The following is a 16,691-nucleotide window of genomic DNA, read 5'->3' as shown; positions in this document are numbered from 1 at the left end:
TGAATAGAACTTTGCCATGACAAAACCCCTCGCCAACCGCATCGCTCTCGTCACCGGCGCCTCGCGCGGCATCGGCTATGCCACGGCACGCGCGCTGGCCAAGGCCGGCGCGCATATCGTTGCGGTGGCGCGCACGCAGGGCGGGCTGGAAGAGCTCGATGACGAGATCCGGAAGGACGGCGGCAGCGCCACCCTGGTGCCGCTCAACCTCACCGATTCCGACGGCATCGCGCGGCTGGGTGCCGGCCTGCACGAGCGCTATGGCAAGCTCGACATCCTAGTCGGCAATGCCGGCGTGCTCGGGCCCTCCTCGCCGATCGGCCATATCGAGCTGAAGGCCTTCAACGACGTGATGGCCGTGAATGTCTCCGCGAACTTCCAGCTGATCCGCTGCATGGAGCCGCTGTTGAAGCAGTCCGATGCCGGCCGCGCCGTGTTCATCACCTCGGGTGCCGCCAACAAGGCCACCGCCTATGTCAGCCCCTACGCGGCGTCCAAGGCCGCGCTGGAAACGCTGGCCCGCGCCTGGGCGCAGGAAACCGCGAACACGAAGCTGCGCGTCAACCTGTTCAACCCCGGCCCGATCCGCACCCGCATGCGCGCCACCCTGATGCCGGGCGAGGATCCGGCGACGCTCGACACGCCCGAGCAGGTCGCCGAATTCATCGTGCCGATGTGTGCGCCTGACTGGACCGAGACCGGCAAGTTCTACGATTACAAGATGCGCAGCCTGATGAGCTTCCGCGCGCCGGCTTGATTGACGCGGACCGACAACGCAATCTTGACGTTCACGCAAAACGGCAAGTTCGCGACCCGGATCGGCAAGATCGAAAGCGCATCCAGAAATTCAAGCTGACATCGGACGCTCTCAAATAGCGTCTCAACGCATTTTCCCCAAAAGTTAACCGATGGATGACGCTACGACACAGCGTCATCCGGCTTTAGGCGCATTGCCGCCGGCCGTGGGACAGGCTAGAGCCATCAGCCGGAAACAAGGCTTCGCAAGAGAGCCGTCCGCATATTTGACAATGGAGGAAACCTTTCATGACCACGACATTCGCACGCCGCTCCGCGGCCCTTCTGGCCTGTGCCGCATTCGGTTTTGCCACATCCGCCTACGCGCAGGACAAGACCGTCAAGATCGGCGTGCTCAACGACATGTCGAGCCTCTATGCCGACATCGGCGGTCCGAACTCGGTCGCCGCGGTGAAGATGGCGGTCGAGGATTCCGGATTGAAGGCCAAGGGCTGGACCATCGAGGTCCTCTCCGGTGACCACCAGAACAAGCCCGACATCGGCGTCAACATCGCCCGGCAATGGATCGACGCCGACAAGGTCGACGCCATCGCAGATACTCCGAGCTCGGGCGTGGCGCTCGCGGTGAGCAACCTCGTCAAGGAAAAGAACTCGGTGCTGCTCAATTCGGGCGCTGCCACTGCAGATCTCACCGGCAAGGCCTGCACGCCCAACACCATCTCTTTCACCTACGACACCTACATGCTCGCCAACGGCACCGGCAAGGCGCTGACCAAGGCGGGCGGAGACAGCTGGTTCTTCCTGACTGCTGACTATGCCTTCGGCCATGCGCTGGAGCGCGACACCAGCGCCGTCGTCACGGCCACCGGCGGCAAGGTGCTCGGCGGCGTCAAGCACCCGCTCAACACCGCCGACTTCTCCTCGTTCCTGCTGCAGGCGCAGTCCTCGAAGGCCAAGATCATCGGCCTTGCCAACGCCGGCGGCGACACCACGAACGCGATCAAACAGGCCGCCGAGTTCGGCATCGTCTCCGGCGGTCAAAAGCTCGCGGCGCTCCTGCTGTTCATCAACGACGTGCACTCGCTCGGCCTGAAGACCGCGCAGGGCTTGACCTTCACCGAGTCCTTCTACTGGGATCTCAACGACCAGACGCGCGAATGGTCGAAGCGCTTCCAGAAGGTCTCGCCGAAGGGATCGATGCCCTCGATGACGGTCGCGGGCCTCTATGCCGAGATCCTGCATTACCTGAAGGCGATGGACGCGCTCGGCGGCAATCCGCATGACGGCGCCAAGGTCGTCGCCAAGATGAAGGAGCTTCCGACCGACGACCCGCTGTTCGGCAAGGGCCCGCTGCGCGCCGATGGCCGCCGCCTCATTCCGGCCTATCTGTTCGAGGTGAAGAAGCCGGAAGAGTCGAAGGGACCGTGGGACTATTACAAGCTGGTCGCCACCATCGCACCGGAAGACGCGGCCAAACCGCTCAAGGATAGCGATTGCCCGCTGGTGAAGAAGTAAGCGAGATCCCGTAGGGTGGGCAAAGGCGCCTAAGCGCCGTGCCCACCATCTCTCCGCGACATCGAGATGCGGTGGGCACGCTCCGCTTTGCCTACCCTACGAGATTGTCTTCGTCGCTGCCAGCGACCGCATTGCGATCGCCACGCACACCACCATCAGCACCGCCGCAAGCAGGAACGGCGCGCCGGGCAGATGCAGCGGCGCGCTGGCGCCGATGAAATAGGAAAACGTCAGCGTGAACAGGAACGGGCCGACGAGCTGCGACACGCTCTGCACGCTTGCGGTCGCGCCCTGCAACTGGCCCTGCTGATCGGGTGCGACCAGCCGCGTCATCAGCGATTGCGAGGCGGCACCGGAGATGCCCCATAGCGACAAAATGGGAATGCCGAGCCAGGATAGCGGACCGGTCGGCGCAGCGCCCAAGACCACGAAGCCGATCGCGCCACAGCACAAGCCCAGCAGCAGCGCCTTCTGCTCGCCGAGCGCGCGCACGATCGGGCCGATGGCGAGCCCCTGCACCACCATGGCGCAGATGCCGACCATGGCGAGCGTCAGTCCCACGGTCTTGGAATCCCAGCCGTAGCGATAGGTCGCATAGAGCACGAAGGTCGAGGGCAGCACGACATGCGCGACCTGTGCGATGAAATTGACGACCGACAAGGCGGCCAGCACCGCATTGGACCGCAGCAGGCGCAGCGCGCCGATCGGATTGGCACTTCTCCAGTGGAACGGCGCGCGCTTGTCGGGCGAAAGCGATTCCGGCAGGACGAAGAGCCCATAGAGCGCATTGGCCAAGCTTAGGGCGGCCGAGGCCCAGAACGGCAGGCGCGGATCGATGTCGCCGAGCAGGCCGCCGAGCGCCGGGCCCAGGATGAAGCCGGCGCCGAAGGCCGCACCAATCCTGCCGAAGATTGCCGCACGCCGTTCCGGCGGCGTGACATCCGAGATATAGGCGAAGGCGGTCGAGATACTCGCCGAGGATGCCGGAGATCACGCGGCCGATGAACAGCCAGACCAGCGACGGCGCCAGCGCCATCAACACGTAGTCGGCCGCCAGCCCGAAATTCGACAGCAGCACTACCGGCCTGCGCCCGAACCGATCCGACAGCGCGCCGAGCAGCGGCGAGAACACGAACTGCATCAGCGCCCAGGCGGTGCCGAACAGGCCGAAGATGCGGGCCGCGTGCGCGGTGTCGTTATCGACAAAGCTTTCGATCAGCTTCGGCAGGATCGGCATGATCACGCCGAGCGCGAGCATGTCGAGCAGGATGGTGACGAAGATGAACGCGACCGCGCCGCGCCGGACCGGCGCCACGCCTTGCGCCATTGCCTCGCCGGCCCCGTCGCTCACGACGGCCGCTTGCGCTTGTGCGCGAAGGGATTGGCCTTCTCGCGCAAGGTGATGCGCACCGGCGTGCCCGGCAGATCGAAGGTCTCGCGCATGGAATTGGTGAGGTAGCGCAAGTAGGACTGCGGCACCGCATCGGCACGCGAGCAGAACAGCACGAAGCTCGGCGGGCGCGCCTTGTTCTGGGTGATGTAGTTCAGCTTCAGCCTGCGGCCGGACACTGCGGGCGGCGGATTGGCCTGGATCGCGTGCTCGAACCAGCGATTGAGCGCCGACGTCGGCACGCGCCGGTTCCAGATCGCGTAGGCATCCTGGATCGCCTGCATCAAGCGGTCGATGCCCTCGCCCATCAGGCCCGATACGGCGACGATTGGCACGCCCTTGAGCTGCGGCAGCCAATGGTCGGCGTCGCGGCGCAGGCTCGAGATCGCGCCGCCGCCCTTGGTCTCCATCAGGTCCCATTTGTTGACGGCGAGCACGACCGCCCGGCCCTCGCGCTCGATCAGATCGGCGATGCGCAGATCCTGCTCCTCGAAGCGGTTCTGCGTGTCCATCATCAGCACGACGACTTCGGCAAAGCGCACCGCGCGCAGCGCGTCGGCGACCGAGAGCTTTTCCAGCTTCTCCTCGATGCGGGAGCGCCGGCGCAGACCGGCGGTGTCGAACACGCGGAAATCGCGGCCCTTCCAGTTGATCTCCACTGCAATGGAATCGCGCGTGGTGCCGGCTTCCGGGCTCGTCAGCAGGCGCTCCTCGCCGAGCAGGTGGTTGATCAGCGTCGACTTGCCGGCATTGGGCCGGCCGACGATGGCGACCCGGATCGGGCGCGTCGCCGCCTCTTCCTCCGAGAGCGGCGCGTCGTCCTCGGCCTCGTCTTCGTCGACGGGCTCCGGCATCAGCTTAGCTAGTGCGTCATAGAGTTCGCCCATGCCCTCGCCATGCTCGGCCGAGATCTGGATGGGATCGCCGAGTCCGAGGGCGAAGGCCTCCATTGCACCGGCATCGCCATGCTTGCCTTCGCTCTTGTTGGCGACCAGCAGCACCGGCTTGTTGGCCTTGCGGGCGAAATCGGCGAAGGCGCGATCGGTGGGCGTGAGGCCGATGCGGGCATCGATGACGAAGAACAGCGCGTCGGCCTGCGCGATCGCGGTCTCGGTCTGCTCCTGCATGCGCGCGGTCAGCGAGCCCCTGGCGCCCTCGTCGAGGCCGGCGGTGTCGATGATGATGAACTGGAGGTCGCCGAGCCTGGCCTCGCCTTCGCGGCGGTCGCGGGTGACGCCCGGCAGGTCATCGACGAGCGCGAGCTTCTGTCCGACCAGGCGGTTGAACAGCGTCGATTTGCCGACATTGGGCCGGCCGATGATGGCGATCGTGAAGGACATCGGTCATTCGTGCGCTGCCGGGGCTGCGCCTGTCAATGCAATGGAGAATATCAGCGCGAGAAGCTGCCGCTTGGCAGTGGCGCAGGGAAAGCGCCTTGCGATTGCTGCTGCGTGGTCTGAGTCGGTTGCGCCTGCTGGACAGGCTGATCCGGCGGTGGCGCGGTGGTGCGCTTGCGGACAATCTTGTGCTTGGGCGGCGGAGCGTCCGTTGGCGGTGCAGCCTCCGGCTGGGCCTCGCCATCGACCTCGCCGGCAGCGGGCGCGGCCGCCGTGGCGGCTGGCTGTCGGGACTTCGTCGCCTTGGTCCCCTTCGCAGGCTTGGCCGGCTCGGGCGGTGGCTCCGCAGGCAGAGCCGCGACGGCAGGTGCGTTCGGGTCCGGCTGCTGCTGCGCGCCCTTGTACATCTCCTTCGGCACGCCCTGCTCGAGGCCCGGCACGCCCTCGGGGAATACCGGCTTGCGGTCACCCGGCAGCTTCTTCTTGGTGTCGAGGAAGTCGAGCATGTCGCTCGGATCGAATCCGCCGCTGGAGCAGCCGCCCAACAGGCCCGTGAAGGCGATCAAGACGGTGGCTGCGATCAAACGTGGCGTGCGGCGCATCTTGTGTCTCGTTTGCGTCAGAGGGCCGTCGTCAGCTTTTGGCGACGGGCGGCAGCAGAGCCTGGAGCGCCTCGGCGCGAGAGCGCAGGCTGGGCGGTGTTTCGCCGTCTTCGGTAATCGCGTCGAGCCATTTGCGAGCCGCGGTCATGTCGTTGTTGCGCCATGCCGACAGCGCCAGCATCTCGCGGGCGCTGTGGCGGAACGTCGATTTCGGCGCGGCGGAGGCCTCCAGCCGCTGCTGCATGTCGGCGTAGCTGGCGCTGTCGAGCAGCAAGCCGGCGGCCCGGATCTTGGCCAGATCCTGCCACTCGCCACCGACGCTGCGATCGGCGGCAATGTCGTCATACATCTTCGCGGCGGCCTTGGGATCGCGGCTGGCGGCCTCGGCCGCAGCGCGCAACCGCGCCAGGGTGCGATAGCCGAACGGAGCCTTGGCGGCGAGCTCGGTGAAGGCCTTCTCGGCGTCCGCGTGCTTGTCCTGCTCGGACAGCTCGACGGCCTTCTCGAACGCCGCGCCGGCCTCGGCGGCCTTCTTGGCCTCGAGATATTGGTAGCCGCGCCAGCCGCCGACGGCGGCCACGATCAGCACCATCAGGGCGATCAAGTAAATCGAATACTTGTCCCACAGCTTCTTGAGCTGTTCGCGACGTACTTCCTCGTCGACTTCGTCAAATAATTCAGACACTTATGCTAATCCCATGCCCGTCCGGGTACGCGCGCCAAAGCGTTCGCGTCAGGAATCCCGTCCCCTCGTGGCGGCGAGGTACCCTAACGATATGGCGGTGGCAAGGCAAAGCCAGCCCGATCAAGGCGTTAACCACCCGGGACAGCCCGGAGCCGCCTGCCCGGCTCAGCTTCCGAGCAGCTCCCGCAACTGCCGCTTCAGCACCTTGCCATTGGCGTTCCGCGGCAATGGCTCGGCGGTGATCGCCATGGTTTCGGGGACCTTATAGTCGGACAGCCGCTCCGCGCACCAGGCCCGCAGAGCCTCGCTGGCGACCGGGCTGCGCGTCACCACCACGGCGTGGACGCGCTCGCCCAGGACCGGGCAGGCCTTGGCGATGATCGCGCTCTCGATCACGGCGGGATGGCCGGCCAGCACGGATTCGACCTCGGCCGAATAGATCTTCAACCCGCCGCGATTGATCATGTCCTTCTGTCGGTCGAACACCCGGACAAACCCCTCCGCGTCGATCGAGCCGAGGTCGCCGGAGTGCCAGAAGCCGCCAGTGAAGCTCTCGGCTGTGGCCTTCGGGTTGTTCCAATAGCCTTTGATCACGGAGGCGCCCTGGATCCAGAGCTCGCCGATTTCGCCATGCGGCAGCTCGCGCCCATCCCCTCCCATCGCGACGATGCGCGCGCCCGGGCACGGCAGGCCGACGCTGTCGATATGGCTCTCCGTCAGCTCGCCCGGCATGATGGTCGAGGGCGATGTCGTCTCGGTCGCGCCATAGCAGTTCATCAGCTTCAGGCCGGGGATCTTCGCCTTGAGCTTCTCGATGGTCGCGACCGGCATCGGCGCGCCGCCAAAGCCGCCGATGCGCCAGCTCGACAGGTCATAGCCATCGAAATCCGGCTGCAGCAGGCAGAGATTGTACATCGCCGGCACCATCACGGTGTAGGTGACGCGCTCGCGCGCGGCGAGCTTGAGATAATCGGCGGCCTTGAACTCCGGCATGATGATCAGCGCGCCGGCGCAGCGGATCATGGTCGTGATGTTGGCGACGATTCCGGTGACATGGCCGAGCGGCACCGCGGCGATCGAGCGATCCGCCGCCGTCAATTGCAGGCAGGACACGAACACCATCGAGGAATGGACGATGTTGCAATGGGCCAGCATCGCGCCCTTCGGCTTGCCGGTCGTGCCCGAGGTGTAGAGGATCATCGCGGTGTCCTCCTCATTGACCTCGACCGGCGCAGGCGCCGGCGCGTTGTCCGCGAGCGCGGAGAAGCGCGACCGGGCCGGATCGTCGTCGATGGCGATGCGATGGATCACATCGGGCACATCGCCCGGATCGGGCAGTCGTTCGGCGAGCGCGGCCTCATGGATCAGGATCTTGGCGCCGCAATCCGTGAGCACATAGGCGATCTCCGGCTTCTGCTGGCGCGTGCTGAGCAGCACCGTGACCAGCCCCTCATGTGCGGCGGCGAACAAGAGCAGCGGAAATTCGATGCGATTGCCAAGCAGAATCGCGACGCGGTCGCCGCGTTGCAAACCAAGCTTGCGAAAGCCGGTCGCAATCCGCGCGGTCTCCTCGACGGCTTGTCGCCAGCTCAGGCGGACGTCGCCGCAAATCAGCGCCTCACCATCGCCATTGCGCGCGCAGGCTTCCGCGATCATGGCCCACAGGCTCGACGGCCGATCGCAAAATGCCGGCACCACTCGATCGCCAAAGCGCGCCTCGAACCGCATCGGCGGGATCTGAGATTGCGACCAGTCCATCTGCGTGCCTCGGCTTGTTGCTGTTGTTATCTTCCGCGCATGGACACCGGGTGTCGTCTTGTGCTGACCGGCTAGACGCCGATCACGGGAACACCGATCACGACAGGGTGGAACGCAAACGCCAGCGCAAGATAAGCGACAACACCGACTGCGATCGCGATCAAATCGTTGGTGACGCCGCCGACCGGGATCGGCGGGCCGCCGGCATCGGTGCGATGCTTCAGCGTGATGCGATCATACACCGCCCAACCCAGGAACGAGCCGAACAGGATGATGGAGCCGAGGTCGCCATTGGCGAGCAAATGCGAGGCTGCCCACAGTTTGATGCCGGCCAGCATCGGATGCTTCAGTGTCGCATAGATGCGGCCGCGCAGGTACGAAGCCACCACCAGGATGACCGCGGGCAGCATCAAACCGAGCGTGATGTGCTTCAGCGCCCTCGGCGGATACCAGACGTCGATCCAGCCGGAACTGCGGTAATGGGCAAAGCCCCAGATGATCAGCACGAGCCCCGCGAGCGAAACCAGCGAATAGAGGATCTTGTAGGTCCCCTCGCCCAGCCTCGCGATCGCCTCTGCGCGCGCCTTTCGTTTCGTCGTGAAAATATGGGCGGCAAAAAACAGCACCAGCCCCAGGATCATGACCACAAGACCCACGACATCCTCCCCTAAAGCAGCCCCCGCCTCTGAGGTATCATCGATTGGCCGCTGCTCGCAACTTATGCGCTACTTACCGATCCGCCGATTGTCGACGTACCGGATCGCGATTGGCCGTCCGGCCAACGCGCCGCCGAGTCCGCCAGTGAATTTCAGCGGCAGGCAGGCCTTCAGCGATGCATTGATGGCGTTCAGATAGGTCGTGCGGGTATCGGCGGGGACGCCCGCGGTCGCGTATGTGAGGCGCGGCGGGCCGATCAGGCCACCCGCCTTGTTGAAGCTGAAGCGCACCGACATCTGCATGCCGGCGCGCGCGTTGTCCGAGGGGGGCGACCAGCAGCTGCGCAGCTCGGCAAAGAGATCGCCGATCGTATCGAGATCGTGATCGGGTTTCCGGTATTTGGCGCGGTCCGGCTCGGACGGCACGCTCTCGATCGTGAGCTGGAGGTTCTGGCCGTAGGGGTAATCGATTTCGGGAATGCAGGGACCGGGCTCGAGCGGGCTGCAATAGGACGGCGTACAGGGCGGGCCGTCGAGCACGCTGCACGGCTCGTGCGAGAACGGAATGGGGTTGATCTGGCGGGGCCGCGCGTCGGCGGCGCCCACGGCCAAGAAGGTCAGCAACAGAACCAAGATTGCGCGCAGCATTGAGAAGCACCGCGATGAGCGACCGCAATCATGTTGGGAGATTTTGGAGCGGCTTCAAGCCTACCTTGTGTTCACATGCGCGCGTTCAAGCGCGATGTCGTCGCCCGGCTTGACCGGGCGACCCAGTACCCCGAGACGATTGTGATTGAGCCGAGAGGCTGCGGCGTACTGGATGCCCCGGTCAAGCCGGGGCATGACGGAGGGTGTGGCTGCGGCAGCCGGGCGCGCGGCCACCCTAGCCCTTCTTCTTGACGTCCTTGACGTTGGTGAACTCGATGCCCTCGGCGCGTTCCCTGGTGTAGCCGAGATAGAATTCGTTTCGCGCCAGATAGACTGGATCGCCGTCGACGTCGTCGGCGATGCTCGAGGTGTTGGCGGCGATGAAGGTGTCGAGCTTCTTGCGATCCTCCGAGGAGACCCAGCGCGCGAGCTGGAACTCGCTCACCTCGAACTCGACCGGTAGCGAATATTCCGCCTCGAGCCGGGCCTTCAGCACGTCGAGCTGGAGCGCGCCGACGACGCCGACCAGCGCGGGCGCACCGTCGCGCGGACGGAACACCTGCACCACGCCCTCCTCCGACATCTGCTGGAGCGCTTCTTTCAGCTTCTTCGCCTTCATCGCGTCGGTGAGACGAACGCGGCGGACGATTTCCGGCGCAAAGCTCGGCACGCCGACGAAGTTGAAATCCTCGCCCTCGGTCAGCGTGTCGCCGATGCGCAGCGTGCCGTGATTGGGAATGCCGACCACGTCGCCGGCAAAGGCCTCATCCGCGACCGAACGATCCTGCGCGAAGAAGAATTGCGGGCTCGACAGCGGCATGCTCTTGCCGGTGCGCACGAGCTTCGCCTTCATGCCGCGGCTGAGCTTGCCCGAGCAGAGCCGCGCAAACGCGATGCGGTCGCGATGGTTCGGATCCATGTTGGCCTGGATCTTGAACACGAAGGCGCTCATGCGCGGATCGGTGGCCTCGACCTTGCGCTGGTCGCTGTCCTGCGCGCGCGGCTCGGGCGCGAACTTGCCGAGGCCTTCCAAGAGGTCGCCGACGCCGAAATTGCGCAGCGCGCTGCCGAAATAGACCGGCGTCAGATGACCCTCGCGGAATGCTTCGAGCTCGAACGGTTTTGACGCTTCGGTGACGAGCTCGAGCTCGTCCTTCACCACTGATACGTCGAGATTCGCATTGAGCTTGGCGAGTTCTTCGATCTCGATCTGCTGCGCCGCGCCGGTCTTGGCGCCGCCGCCTTCGAGCAGACGCACGCCGCCATTGACGACGTCGTAGGTGCCGAGGAAGTCGCGGCCGCGGCCGACCGGCCAGGTCATCGGCGTGGTGTCGAGCGCCAGCGTCTTCTCGATCTCGTCGAGCAGCTCGAAGACGTCGCGGCTCTCGCGGTCCATCTTGTTGATGAAGGTGATGATCGGGATATCCCGAAGACGACACACCTCGAACAGCTTCCGGGTCCGCGCCTCGATGCCCTTGGCGGCGTCGATCACCATCACGGCGGAATCGACCGCCGTCAGCGTACGGTAGGTGTCTTCCGAAAAGTCCTCGTGGCCCGGCGTGTCCAGCAGGTTGAAGACGAGGCCTTCGAACTCGAAGGTCATCACCGAGGTCACGACCGAGATGCCGCGCTCGCGCTCGATCTTCATCCAGTCCGATCGTGTGTTGCGCCGCTCGCCCTTGGCCTTGACCTGGCCGGCGAGGTTAATGGCGCCGCCGAACAGCAGCAGCTTCTCGGTCAGCGTGGTCTTGCCGGCGTCGGGGTGGGAGATGATCGCAAAGGTCCGCCGCCGCGACACTTCAGCGGCAAGCGGGGAACGGGCCGGCGATTCGGCTGCGGTGGTGGCGATGTCGGACATGGCGGGAGCGTTTGGCAGGGAAAATGGGCCTGATCAAGCCTGATTTGGTGATTGCGGAGCCCCTCGGCCAGCCCCATATCGCCGTTTGGGAGGGACGGCCCTCCCTTTCATAGGTCATTGCCTTGCGGGGACGACCCTGCCTTGCACGGAGGGTCGTCATGGCCTGGAGCATCTTGTTCGTCGCCGGTCTTCTCGAGATCACCTGGGCGATCGGCCTGAAATATACCGAGGGCTTCAGCAAGTTTGTTCCGTCCGTCGTCACGCTCGCGGCCATGGCCGGCAGCATCATCCTGCTCGGAGTTGCTCTCAAATCACTGCCAGTCGGAACCGCCTATGCAATCTGGACCGGAATCGGCGCGGTCGGCACCGCGACGCTGGGCATCATCCTGTTCGGCGAGCCCGCGACCGCTTTCCGGCTCGCCAGCATCGCCTTGATCATCGCCGGAATTATCGGATTGAAGCTCGTTACTTGACTATCTGGACCGCCCACCAGCTCAGCGCGGCCACGAGGGCCGCGGCCGGGATCGTGATCACCCAGGCATAGACGATCGAGCTCGCGACATTCCAGCGCACCGCCGAGACACGGCGGGCTGCGCCGACGCCGACGATGGCGCCGGTGATGGTGTGGGTGGTCGAGACGGGAACGCCGAGGAAGGTCGCCATGAACAGGGTCGCAGCGCCGCCGGTCTCGGCGCAAAAGCCCTGCATCGGAGTCAATTTGGTGATGCGCAGGCCCATGGTGCGGACGATGCGCCAGCCACCCATCAGCGTGCCCAGTGCCATCGCGGCCTGGCAGGACAGCACCACCCAGAACGGTACGGAGAATTCGCTGCCGAGATGGCCCTGCGAATAGAGCAGCACCGCGATGATACCCATGGTCTTCTGCGCATCATTGCCGCCATGGCCGAGCGAATAGAGCGAGGCGGAGGCGAATTGCAGGATACGGAAGGCGCGGTCGACTGCGAACGGTGTCGAGCGCACCGAGGCCCAGGACACGATCGCCACCAGCATCATCGCGAGCAGGAAGCCGACCAGGGGCGACAGCACGATCGCCAGCACCGTCTTGGACAATCCGCTCCACACCGCCGCCGAAATGCCCGCCTTGGCCATGCCGCCACCGACGAGGCCGCCGATCAGCGCATGCGACGACGAGGACGGGATGCCGAGCGCCCAGGTCACGATGTTCCAGACGATGGCCCCGACCAAGGCCGCGAAGATCACCTGGGCGTCGACGATCGAGGGATCGATGATGCCGGTGCCGATGGTCTGGGCGACGTGCAGCCCGAACACCATGAAGGCGACGAAATTGAAGAATGCGGCCCAGAACACCGCGAATTGGGGCCGCAGCACGCGGGTCGAGACGATGGTCGCGATCGAATTGGCGGCGTCATGCAGGCCGTTCAGGAAATCGAACAGCAACGCGACGGCGATCAAGCCGACCAGGACGGGAAAACCCAACGCAGCATCCACGGCGCGGCCCCTGCCTTAAAGCTTACGCATGATTTGAGCGGAAAACCGCTGCACACTTTTCCGCATCATGCGCTACACTTGCTCGATGACGATGCTGTTGATCTCGTTGGCGACGTCATCAAAGCGGTCGGCAACCTTTTCGAGATGGTCGTAGATCTCGACACCGACGATGAAGTCCATCGCGTTGCCGTTGCGATGCTTGAGGAACAGCTCCTTCAGCCCGATGTCGTGGAGGTCGTCGACGCGGCCCTCCAGCTTGCCCAGCTCCTCCGTGATCGCGCTCAGCATGGCGACGTTCGGGCCGATCGACTGCATCAGCGGCAGCGCGCGTCCCACCAGATTGGCGCATTCGATCAGAAGCCCGCCGATCTCGCGCATCGGCGGCTCGAAGGCGCGGACCTCGAACAGCATGACGGCCTTCGCCGTCTGCTGCATCTGGTCGATGGCGTCGTCCATCGAGGTGATCAGGTTCTTGATGTCGCCACGGTCGAACGGGGTGATGAAGGTGCGGCGCACCGCCGTCAGCACCTCGCGGGTGATGTTGTCGGCGTCGTTCTCGAACTGATTGACGCGCTGGCAATAGACCGGCGTCTCCTCGCCCCCGTTGAGCATGCCCTGGAGCGCGATCGAGCCCTGGATCACGGTCTGGGCATGACGGTCGAACAGGTCGAAGAACCGTTCTTCCTTGGGCAGGAAAGCACGAAACCATCGCATCATGGGGACAGGCTACCGGTTGGAAATGGCCCGGCCCGGAAGGGCCGTCATGAAACTGTCATAGACCATTTTCGATCCACGTGCGTGTCATCTCGCGCCCGCGGAGCCGGGTCATCCACCGCTTTCAAGCGACCGACAAACCTATTTAAAATCAGCCGTTTAGAGCGATCTCCGGAAGTAATGCGCGATTTCACCGATGACGCCGCGGCGGAAGGTGAGCACGCAGATCACGAAGATTCCACCCTGGATCACCGTCACCCACTGGCCGAAGCCCGCCAGATATTGCTGCATGGCGATGATCACGAAGGCGCCGATCACGGGACCGAAAATGGTTCCGAGACCGCCGACCAGCGTCATCAGCACGACTTCGCCCGACATCGACCAGTGCACGTCGGTGAGCGAGGCGTTTTGCGCCACGAACACTTTCAGCGCCCCGGCAAAGCCGGCCAGCGTGCCCGACAGGATGAAGGCCAGGAACTTGTATTGGTCGGTTCGGTAGCCGAGCGAGATCGCCCGCTGCTCGTTCTCGCGGATCGACTTCAGGACCTCGCCGAACGGCGAGTTGATGATGCGGAAGATCAAGAGGAAGCCGGCGAGGAAGCCGACCAGCACGACGTAATAAAGCACCGTCGGCTTGGACAGATCGAACACGCCGAACATGTGCCCTTGCGGAATGCCCTGGATGCCGTCCTCGCCGTGGGTGAACGGCGCCTGGAGGTAGATGAAGTACAGGAGCTGCGACAGCGCCAGGGTGATCATTGAGAAATAGATGCCCTGGCGGCGGATCGAGATGTAGCCGGTCACGATCGACAGCACGAACGCCGCGGCGACGCCGACGAGGATGCCGAGCTCGGGCGGCAGCGCCCAGACCTTCAGCGCATGCGCACTGCAATAGCCCGCGGTTCCCAGGAACATGGCGTGGCCGAACGACAGCAGCCCGCCATAGCCGACCAGCAGATTGAAGGCGCAGGCGAGCAGCGCAAAGCACAGCGCCTGCATCACGAAGAACGGATAGACTCCCGTGAACGGCACCGCCGCCAACAGCAGGGCCATCACCACGAAGACGAGCATCTCGTCGCGCATGGCGCGAGGGGTTGTAGGCAGCGTGTCGTCCGTCAGGGTCGTCATGTCAGGCTGCCCTTCCCGTCAATCCCGTTGGCTTCACCAAGAGCACCAGCACCATCAGCACGAACACGACGGTGTTGGAGGCCTCGGGGTAGAAATACTTGGTCAGGCCCTCGATCACGCCGAGCGCAAAGCCGGTGATGATGGAGCCCATGATCGATCCCATGCCGCCGATCACGACCACCGCGAACACGACGATGATGAGGTCGGCGCCCATCAGCGGCCGCACCTGGTTGATCGGCGCCGAGAGCACGCCGGCGAGCGCGGCAAGGCCGACACCGAGACCGTAAGTCAGCGTGATCATGCGCGGCACGTTGATGCCGAAGGCGCGCACCAGCGTCGGGTTTTCAGTGGCGGCGCGCAGGTAAGCGCCGAGTTGGGTCTTCTCGATCAGGAACCAGGTCGCAAGGCACACCGCCAGCGAGAACACGACGACCCAGCCGCGATAGACGGGTAAGAACATGAAGCCGAGATTCATGCCGCCCCTGAGCTGGTCCGGAATGGCATAAGGCAGACCGGAGGAGCCAAAGTAGTTCTGGAACACGCCCTGCACGATCAGCGCGATGCCGAAGGTCAGGAGCAGGCCGTAGAGATGATCGAGCCCGGTCAGCCATTGCAGCATGGTCCGCTCCAGGATCATGCCGAAGATGCCGACGATGATGGGCGCCAGCAGCAACGCCCACCAATAGTTGATGCCGCCGAGGTTCAACAGGAAATAGGCGACGAACGCGCCCATCATGTAGAGCGCGCCATGGGCGAAATTGATGATGTTGAGCATGCCGAAGATCACGGCAAGCCCGAGACTGAGCAGCGCGTAGAACGAGCCGTTGATCAGTCCCACCAGTAGCTGAGCGTATAGAGCCTGCATCGATCGATCTCGTACCCAGTCCCGTTTTGTTGACGACGGTGCCCGCCAGCGGACGCTGTCGGTACTACTTCTTCACCAGCGGACAGGCGCTTTCCGAGAGCGGCCTGAAAGCCTGGTCTGCCGCCGTCGTGCCGATCAGCTTGTAGTAGTCCCACGGCCCCTTGGATTCCTCGGGCTTCTTGACCTCGAACAGATAGGCGGGATGGAGCTTGCGGCCGTCCGCGCGGATCGTGCCCTTGCCGAACAGTGGATCGTCCGTCGGCATTTCCTTCATCTTGGCGACCACCTTGGCGCCATCGTGCGGATTGCCACCCAACGCTTCCAGCGTCTTGAAATAATGGATCAGGCCCGAATAGACGCCAGCCTGCACCATCGATGGCATCGCCTTGTTCTTCATCTTTTCGGAGAAACGCTTGGAGAAGGCCCGGGTGCCGTCGTTCAAATCCCAATAGAAGGTTTCGGTGAAGTTCAGCCCCTGCGCCACTTTCAATCCGAGCGCATGGACGTCGGTGATGAACAGCAGAAGCCCGGCGAGCTTCTGGCCGCCTGCGACGATGCCGAATTCCGCCGCCTGCTTGATCGTGTTGGTGGTGTCGCCACCGGCGTTCGCCATGCCGATGATCTTGGCTTTCGACGCCTGCGCCTGCAGCAGGAACGAGGAGAAGTCAGCGGTGTTGAGCGGATGCTTCACGCTGCCAATCACCTTGCCGCCTGATTTGACCACGACTGCGGCGGTGTCGCGCTCGAGCGCGTGACCAAAGGCGTAGTCGGCGGTCAGAAAGTACCAGGTGTCGCCGCCGGCCTTCACCAGCGCCTGTCCCGTGCTGTTGGCCAGCATGTAGGTGTCGTAGACCCAGTGGATGGTGTTCGGCGAGCACTGCGCGTTGGTCAGATCGGACGTCGCCGCACCCGTGTCGATCAGAATCGAATTCTTTTCCCTGACGACATTGTTCACCGCCAGCGCCACGCCGGAGTTCAGCACGTCCATGAAGACGTCGACCTTCTCGACATCGATCCACTGCCGCGCGATCGCGGTGCCGATGTCGGGCTTGTTCTGATGGTCGGCGGAGATGAGATCGACCTTCCAACCCTTGGCTGCAAGCCCGGAATCCTCGATCGCCATCTGCGCGGCCAGCGTCGAGCCGGGACCTCCAAGGTCGGCGTAGAGCCCGGAGTTGTCGGTGAGCACGCCGATCTTGATGGTCTTGTCCTGCGCCATCGCGCCGCTTGTCGCTGCAAGCGCCAGCGCGGTGCCGAGCAGAAATGAAGCGATCGACCGGGTGTTCATGCGGCTTCCCTCTCTAAATAT

15 protein-coding genes and 1 pseudogene are annotated in these 16,691 nt (G+C 64.4%); 3 read left to right on the top strand and 13 right to left on the bottom strand.

Annotation, left to right across the window (positions count from 1 at the left end; genetic code table 11):
* Positions 1 to 16 precede the first annotated feature (16 nt).
* Both LRP30_RS17745 and LRP30_RS17740 read left to right on the top strand, forming a co-directional pair.
* Complete coding sequence (locus LRP30_RS17745; RefSeq protein WP_249761199.1) at positions 17 to 757, top strand: SDR family NAD(P)-dependent oxidoreductase; 741 nt, start codon at positions 17 to 19, stop codon at positions 755 to 757.
* 287 nt (positions 758 to 1,044) lie between these two features.
* A complete protein-coding gene (locus LRP30_RS17740) occupies positions 1,045 to 2,271 on the top strand; it encodes an ABC transporter substrate-binding protein (RefSeq protein ID WP_128942523.1) in 1,227 nt (408 codons plus the stop codon).
* A 96-nt stretch (positions 2,272 to 2,367) separates the two neighbouring features.
* Here the strand turns inward: LRP30_RS17740 and LRP30_RS17735 are convergent.
* The 8 genes and pseudogenes from LRP30_RS17735 to LRP30_RS17700 form a co-directional block, all read right to left on the bottom strand.
* Positions 2,368 to 3,622: pseudogene (locus LRP30_RS17735) on the bottom strand (TCR/Tet family MFS transporter).
* Positions 3,619 to 5,001, bottom strand: a complete 1,383-nt coding sequence (gene der / locus LRP30_RS17730) for a ribosome biogenesis GTPase Der (protein WP_249761198.1) — start codon at positions 4,999 to 5,001, stop codon at positions 3,619 to 3,621. Before der ends, LRP30_RS17735 begins: the two are co-directional and overlap by 4 nt.
* Before the next feature lie 50 nt (positions 5,002 to 5,051).
* Positions 5,052 to 5,600, bottom strand: coding sequence for a hypothetical protein (locus LRP30_RS17725; protein WP_249761197.1), 549 nt, complete (start codon positions 5,598 to 5,600; stop codon positions 5,052 to 5,054).
* A 31-nt stretch (positions 5,601 to 5,631) separates the two neighbouring features.
* Positions 5,632 to 6,285 carry a tetratricopeptide repeat protein gene (locus LRP30_RS17720; RefSeq protein ID WP_249761196.1) on the bottom strand — a complete coding sequence of 218 codons (654 nt, stop codon included), beginning with the start codon at positions 6,283 to 6,285 and terminating at the stop codon, positions 5,632 to 5,634.
* A gap of 165 nt (positions 6,286 to 6,450) precedes the next feature.
* Positions 6,451 to 8,043 carry a class I adenylate-forming enzyme family protein gene (locus tag LRP30_RS17715; protein WP_249761195.1) on the bottom strand — a complete coding sequence of 531 codons (1,593 nt, stop codon included), beginning with the start codon at positions 8,041 to 8,043 and terminating at the stop codon, positions 6,451 to 6,453.
* Between the two features lie 71 nt (positions 8,044 to 8,114).
* Entirely contained in the window at positions 8,115 to 8,699 is a 585-nt protein-coding gene (locus LRP30_RS17710; protein ID WP_249761194.1) for an NnrU family protein, read from the bottom strand.
* Positions 8,700 to 8,768: 69 nt separating this feature from the next.
* Positions 8,769 to 9,347, bottom strand: coding sequence for a hypothetical protein (locus LRP30_RS17705; protein WP_249761193.1), 579 nt, complete (start codon positions 9,345 to 9,347; stop codon positions 8,769 to 8,771).
* Positions 9,348 to 9,582: 235 nt separating this feature from the next.
* A complete protein-coding gene (locus LRP30_RS17700) occupies positions 9,583 to 11,205 on the bottom strand; it encodes a peptide chain release factor 3 (RefSeq protein ID WP_249761192.1) in 1,623 nt (540 codons plus the stop codon).
* 158 nt (positions 11,206 to 11,363) lie between these two features.
* Between LRP30_RS17700 and sugE the strand changes: the two genes are divergently transcribed.
* Complete coding sequence (gene sugE, locus LRP30_RS17695; protein WP_128942516.1) at positions 11,364 to 11,678, top strand: quaternary ammonium compound efflux SMR transporter SugE; 315 nt, start codon at positions 11,364 to 11,366, stop codon at positions 11,676 to 11,678.
* Here the strand turns inward: sugE and LRP30_RS17690 are convergent.
* The 5 genes from LRP30_RS17690 to LRP30_RS17670 all read right to left on the bottom strand — a co-directional run bounded on the left by LRP30_RS17690 (position 11,671) and on the right by LRP30_RS17670 (position 16,670).
* Positions 11,671 to 12,675: an inorganic phosphate transporter gene (locus tag LRP30_RS17690; RefSeq protein WP_128942515.1), complete on the bottom strand. Its 1,005-nt coding sequence runs from the start codon at positions 12,673 to 12,675 to the stop codon at positions 11,671 to 11,673. The two genes, sugE and LRP30_RS17690, sit on opposite strands and share 8 nt — an antisense overlap.
* Positions 12,676 to 12,747: 72 nt before the next feature.
* Complete coding sequence (locus LRP30_RS17685; protein ID WP_091894987.1) at positions 12,748 to 13,392, bottom strand: DUF47 domain-containing protein; 645 nt, start codon at positions 13,390 to 13,392, stop codon at positions 12,748 to 12,750.
* A 156-nt stretch (positions 13,393 to 13,548) separates the two neighbouring features.
* Positions 13,549 to 14,517 carry a branched-chain amino acid ABC transporter permease gene (locus tag LRP30_RS17680; protein ID WP_128934310.1) on the bottom strand — a complete coding sequence of 323 codons (969 nt, stop codon included), beginning with the start codon at positions 14,515 to 14,517 and terminating at the stop codon, positions 13,549 to 13,551.
* A 1-nt stretch (position 14,518) separates the two neighbouring features.
* A complete protein-coding gene (locus LRP30_RS17675) occupies positions 14,519 to 15,382 on the bottom strand; it encodes a branched-chain amino acid ABC transporter permease (protein WP_025035788.1) in 864 nt (287 codons plus the stop codon).
* 64 nt (positions 15,383 to 15,446) lie between these two features.
* Positions 15,447 to 16,670, bottom strand: a complete 1,224-nt coding sequence (locus LRP30_RS17670) for an ABC transporter substrate-binding protein (protein WP_091894983.1) — start codon at positions 16,668 to 16,670, stop codon at positions 15,447 to 15,449.
* Positions 16,671 to 16,691: the final 21 nt, after the last annotated feature.

The sequence above is a fragment of the Bradyrhizobium sp. C-145 genome (assembly GCF_023375135.1).
Taxonomy (GTDB): domain Bacteria; phylum Pseudomonadota; class Alphaproteobacteria; order Rhizobiales; family Xanthobacteraceae; genus Bradyrhizobium; species Bradyrhizobium zhanjiangense.
The sequence above is the reverse complement of the archived record's forward strand: the minus strand, read 5'-3'. Positions and strand labels throughout refer to the sequence as shown.

What these genes read in the sequence shown, in the direction of transcription:
- LRP30_RS17725 (WP_249761197.1), bottom strand. Translation starts at nt 5,600, where the DNA reads ATGCGCCGCACGCCACGTTTGATCGCAGCCACCGTCTTGATCGCCTTC.
- LRP30_RS17680 (WP_128934310.1), bottom strand. Translation starts at nt 14,517, where the DNA reads ATGACGACCCTGACGGACGACACGCTGCCTACAACCCCTCGCGCCATG.
- LRP30_RS17685 (WP_091894987.1), bottom strand. Translation starts at nt 13,392, where the DNA reads ATGATGCGATGGTTTCGTGCTTTCCTGCCCAAGGAAGAACGGTTCTTC.
- LRP30_RS17705 (WP_249761193.1), bottom strand. Translation starts at nt 9,347, where the DNA reads ATGCTGCGCGCAATCTTGGTTCTGTTGCTGACCTTCTTGGCCGTGGGC.
- LRP30_RS17675 (WP_025035788.1), bottom strand. Translation starts at nt 15,382, where the DNA reads ATGCAGGCTCTATACGCTCAGCTACTGGTGGGACTGATCAACGGCTCG.
- der (WP_249761198.1), bottom strand. Translation starts at nt 5,001, where the DNA reads ATGTCCTTCACGATCGCCATCATCGGCCGGCCCAATGTCGGCAAATCG.
- LRP30_RS17715 (WP_249761195.1), bottom strand. Translation starts at nt 8,043, where the DNA reads ATGGACTGGTCGCAATCTCAGATCCCGCCGATGCGGTTCGAGGCGCGC.
- LRP30_RS17740 (WP_128942523.1), top strand. Translation starts at nt 1,045, where the DNA reads ATGACCACGACATTCGCACGCCGCTCCGCGGCCCTTCTGGCCTGTGCC.
- LRP30_RS17700 (WP_249761192.1), bottom strand. Translation starts at nt 11,205, where the DNA reads ATGTCCGACATCGCCACCACCGCAGCCGAATCGCCGGCCCGTTCCCCG.
- LRP30_RS17670 (WP_091894983.1), bottom strand. Translation starts at nt 16,670, where the DNA reads ATGAACACCCGGTCGATCGCTTCATTTCTGCTCGGCACCGCGCTGGCG.
- LRP30_RS17745 (WP_249761199.1), top strand. Translation starts at nt 17, where the DNA reads ATGACAAAACCCCTCGCCAACCGCATCGCTCTCGTCACCGGCGCCTCG.
- sugE (WP_128942516.1), top strand. Translation starts at nt 11,364, where the DNA reads ATGGCCTGGAGCATCTTGTTCGTCGCCGGTCTTCTCGAGATCACCTGG.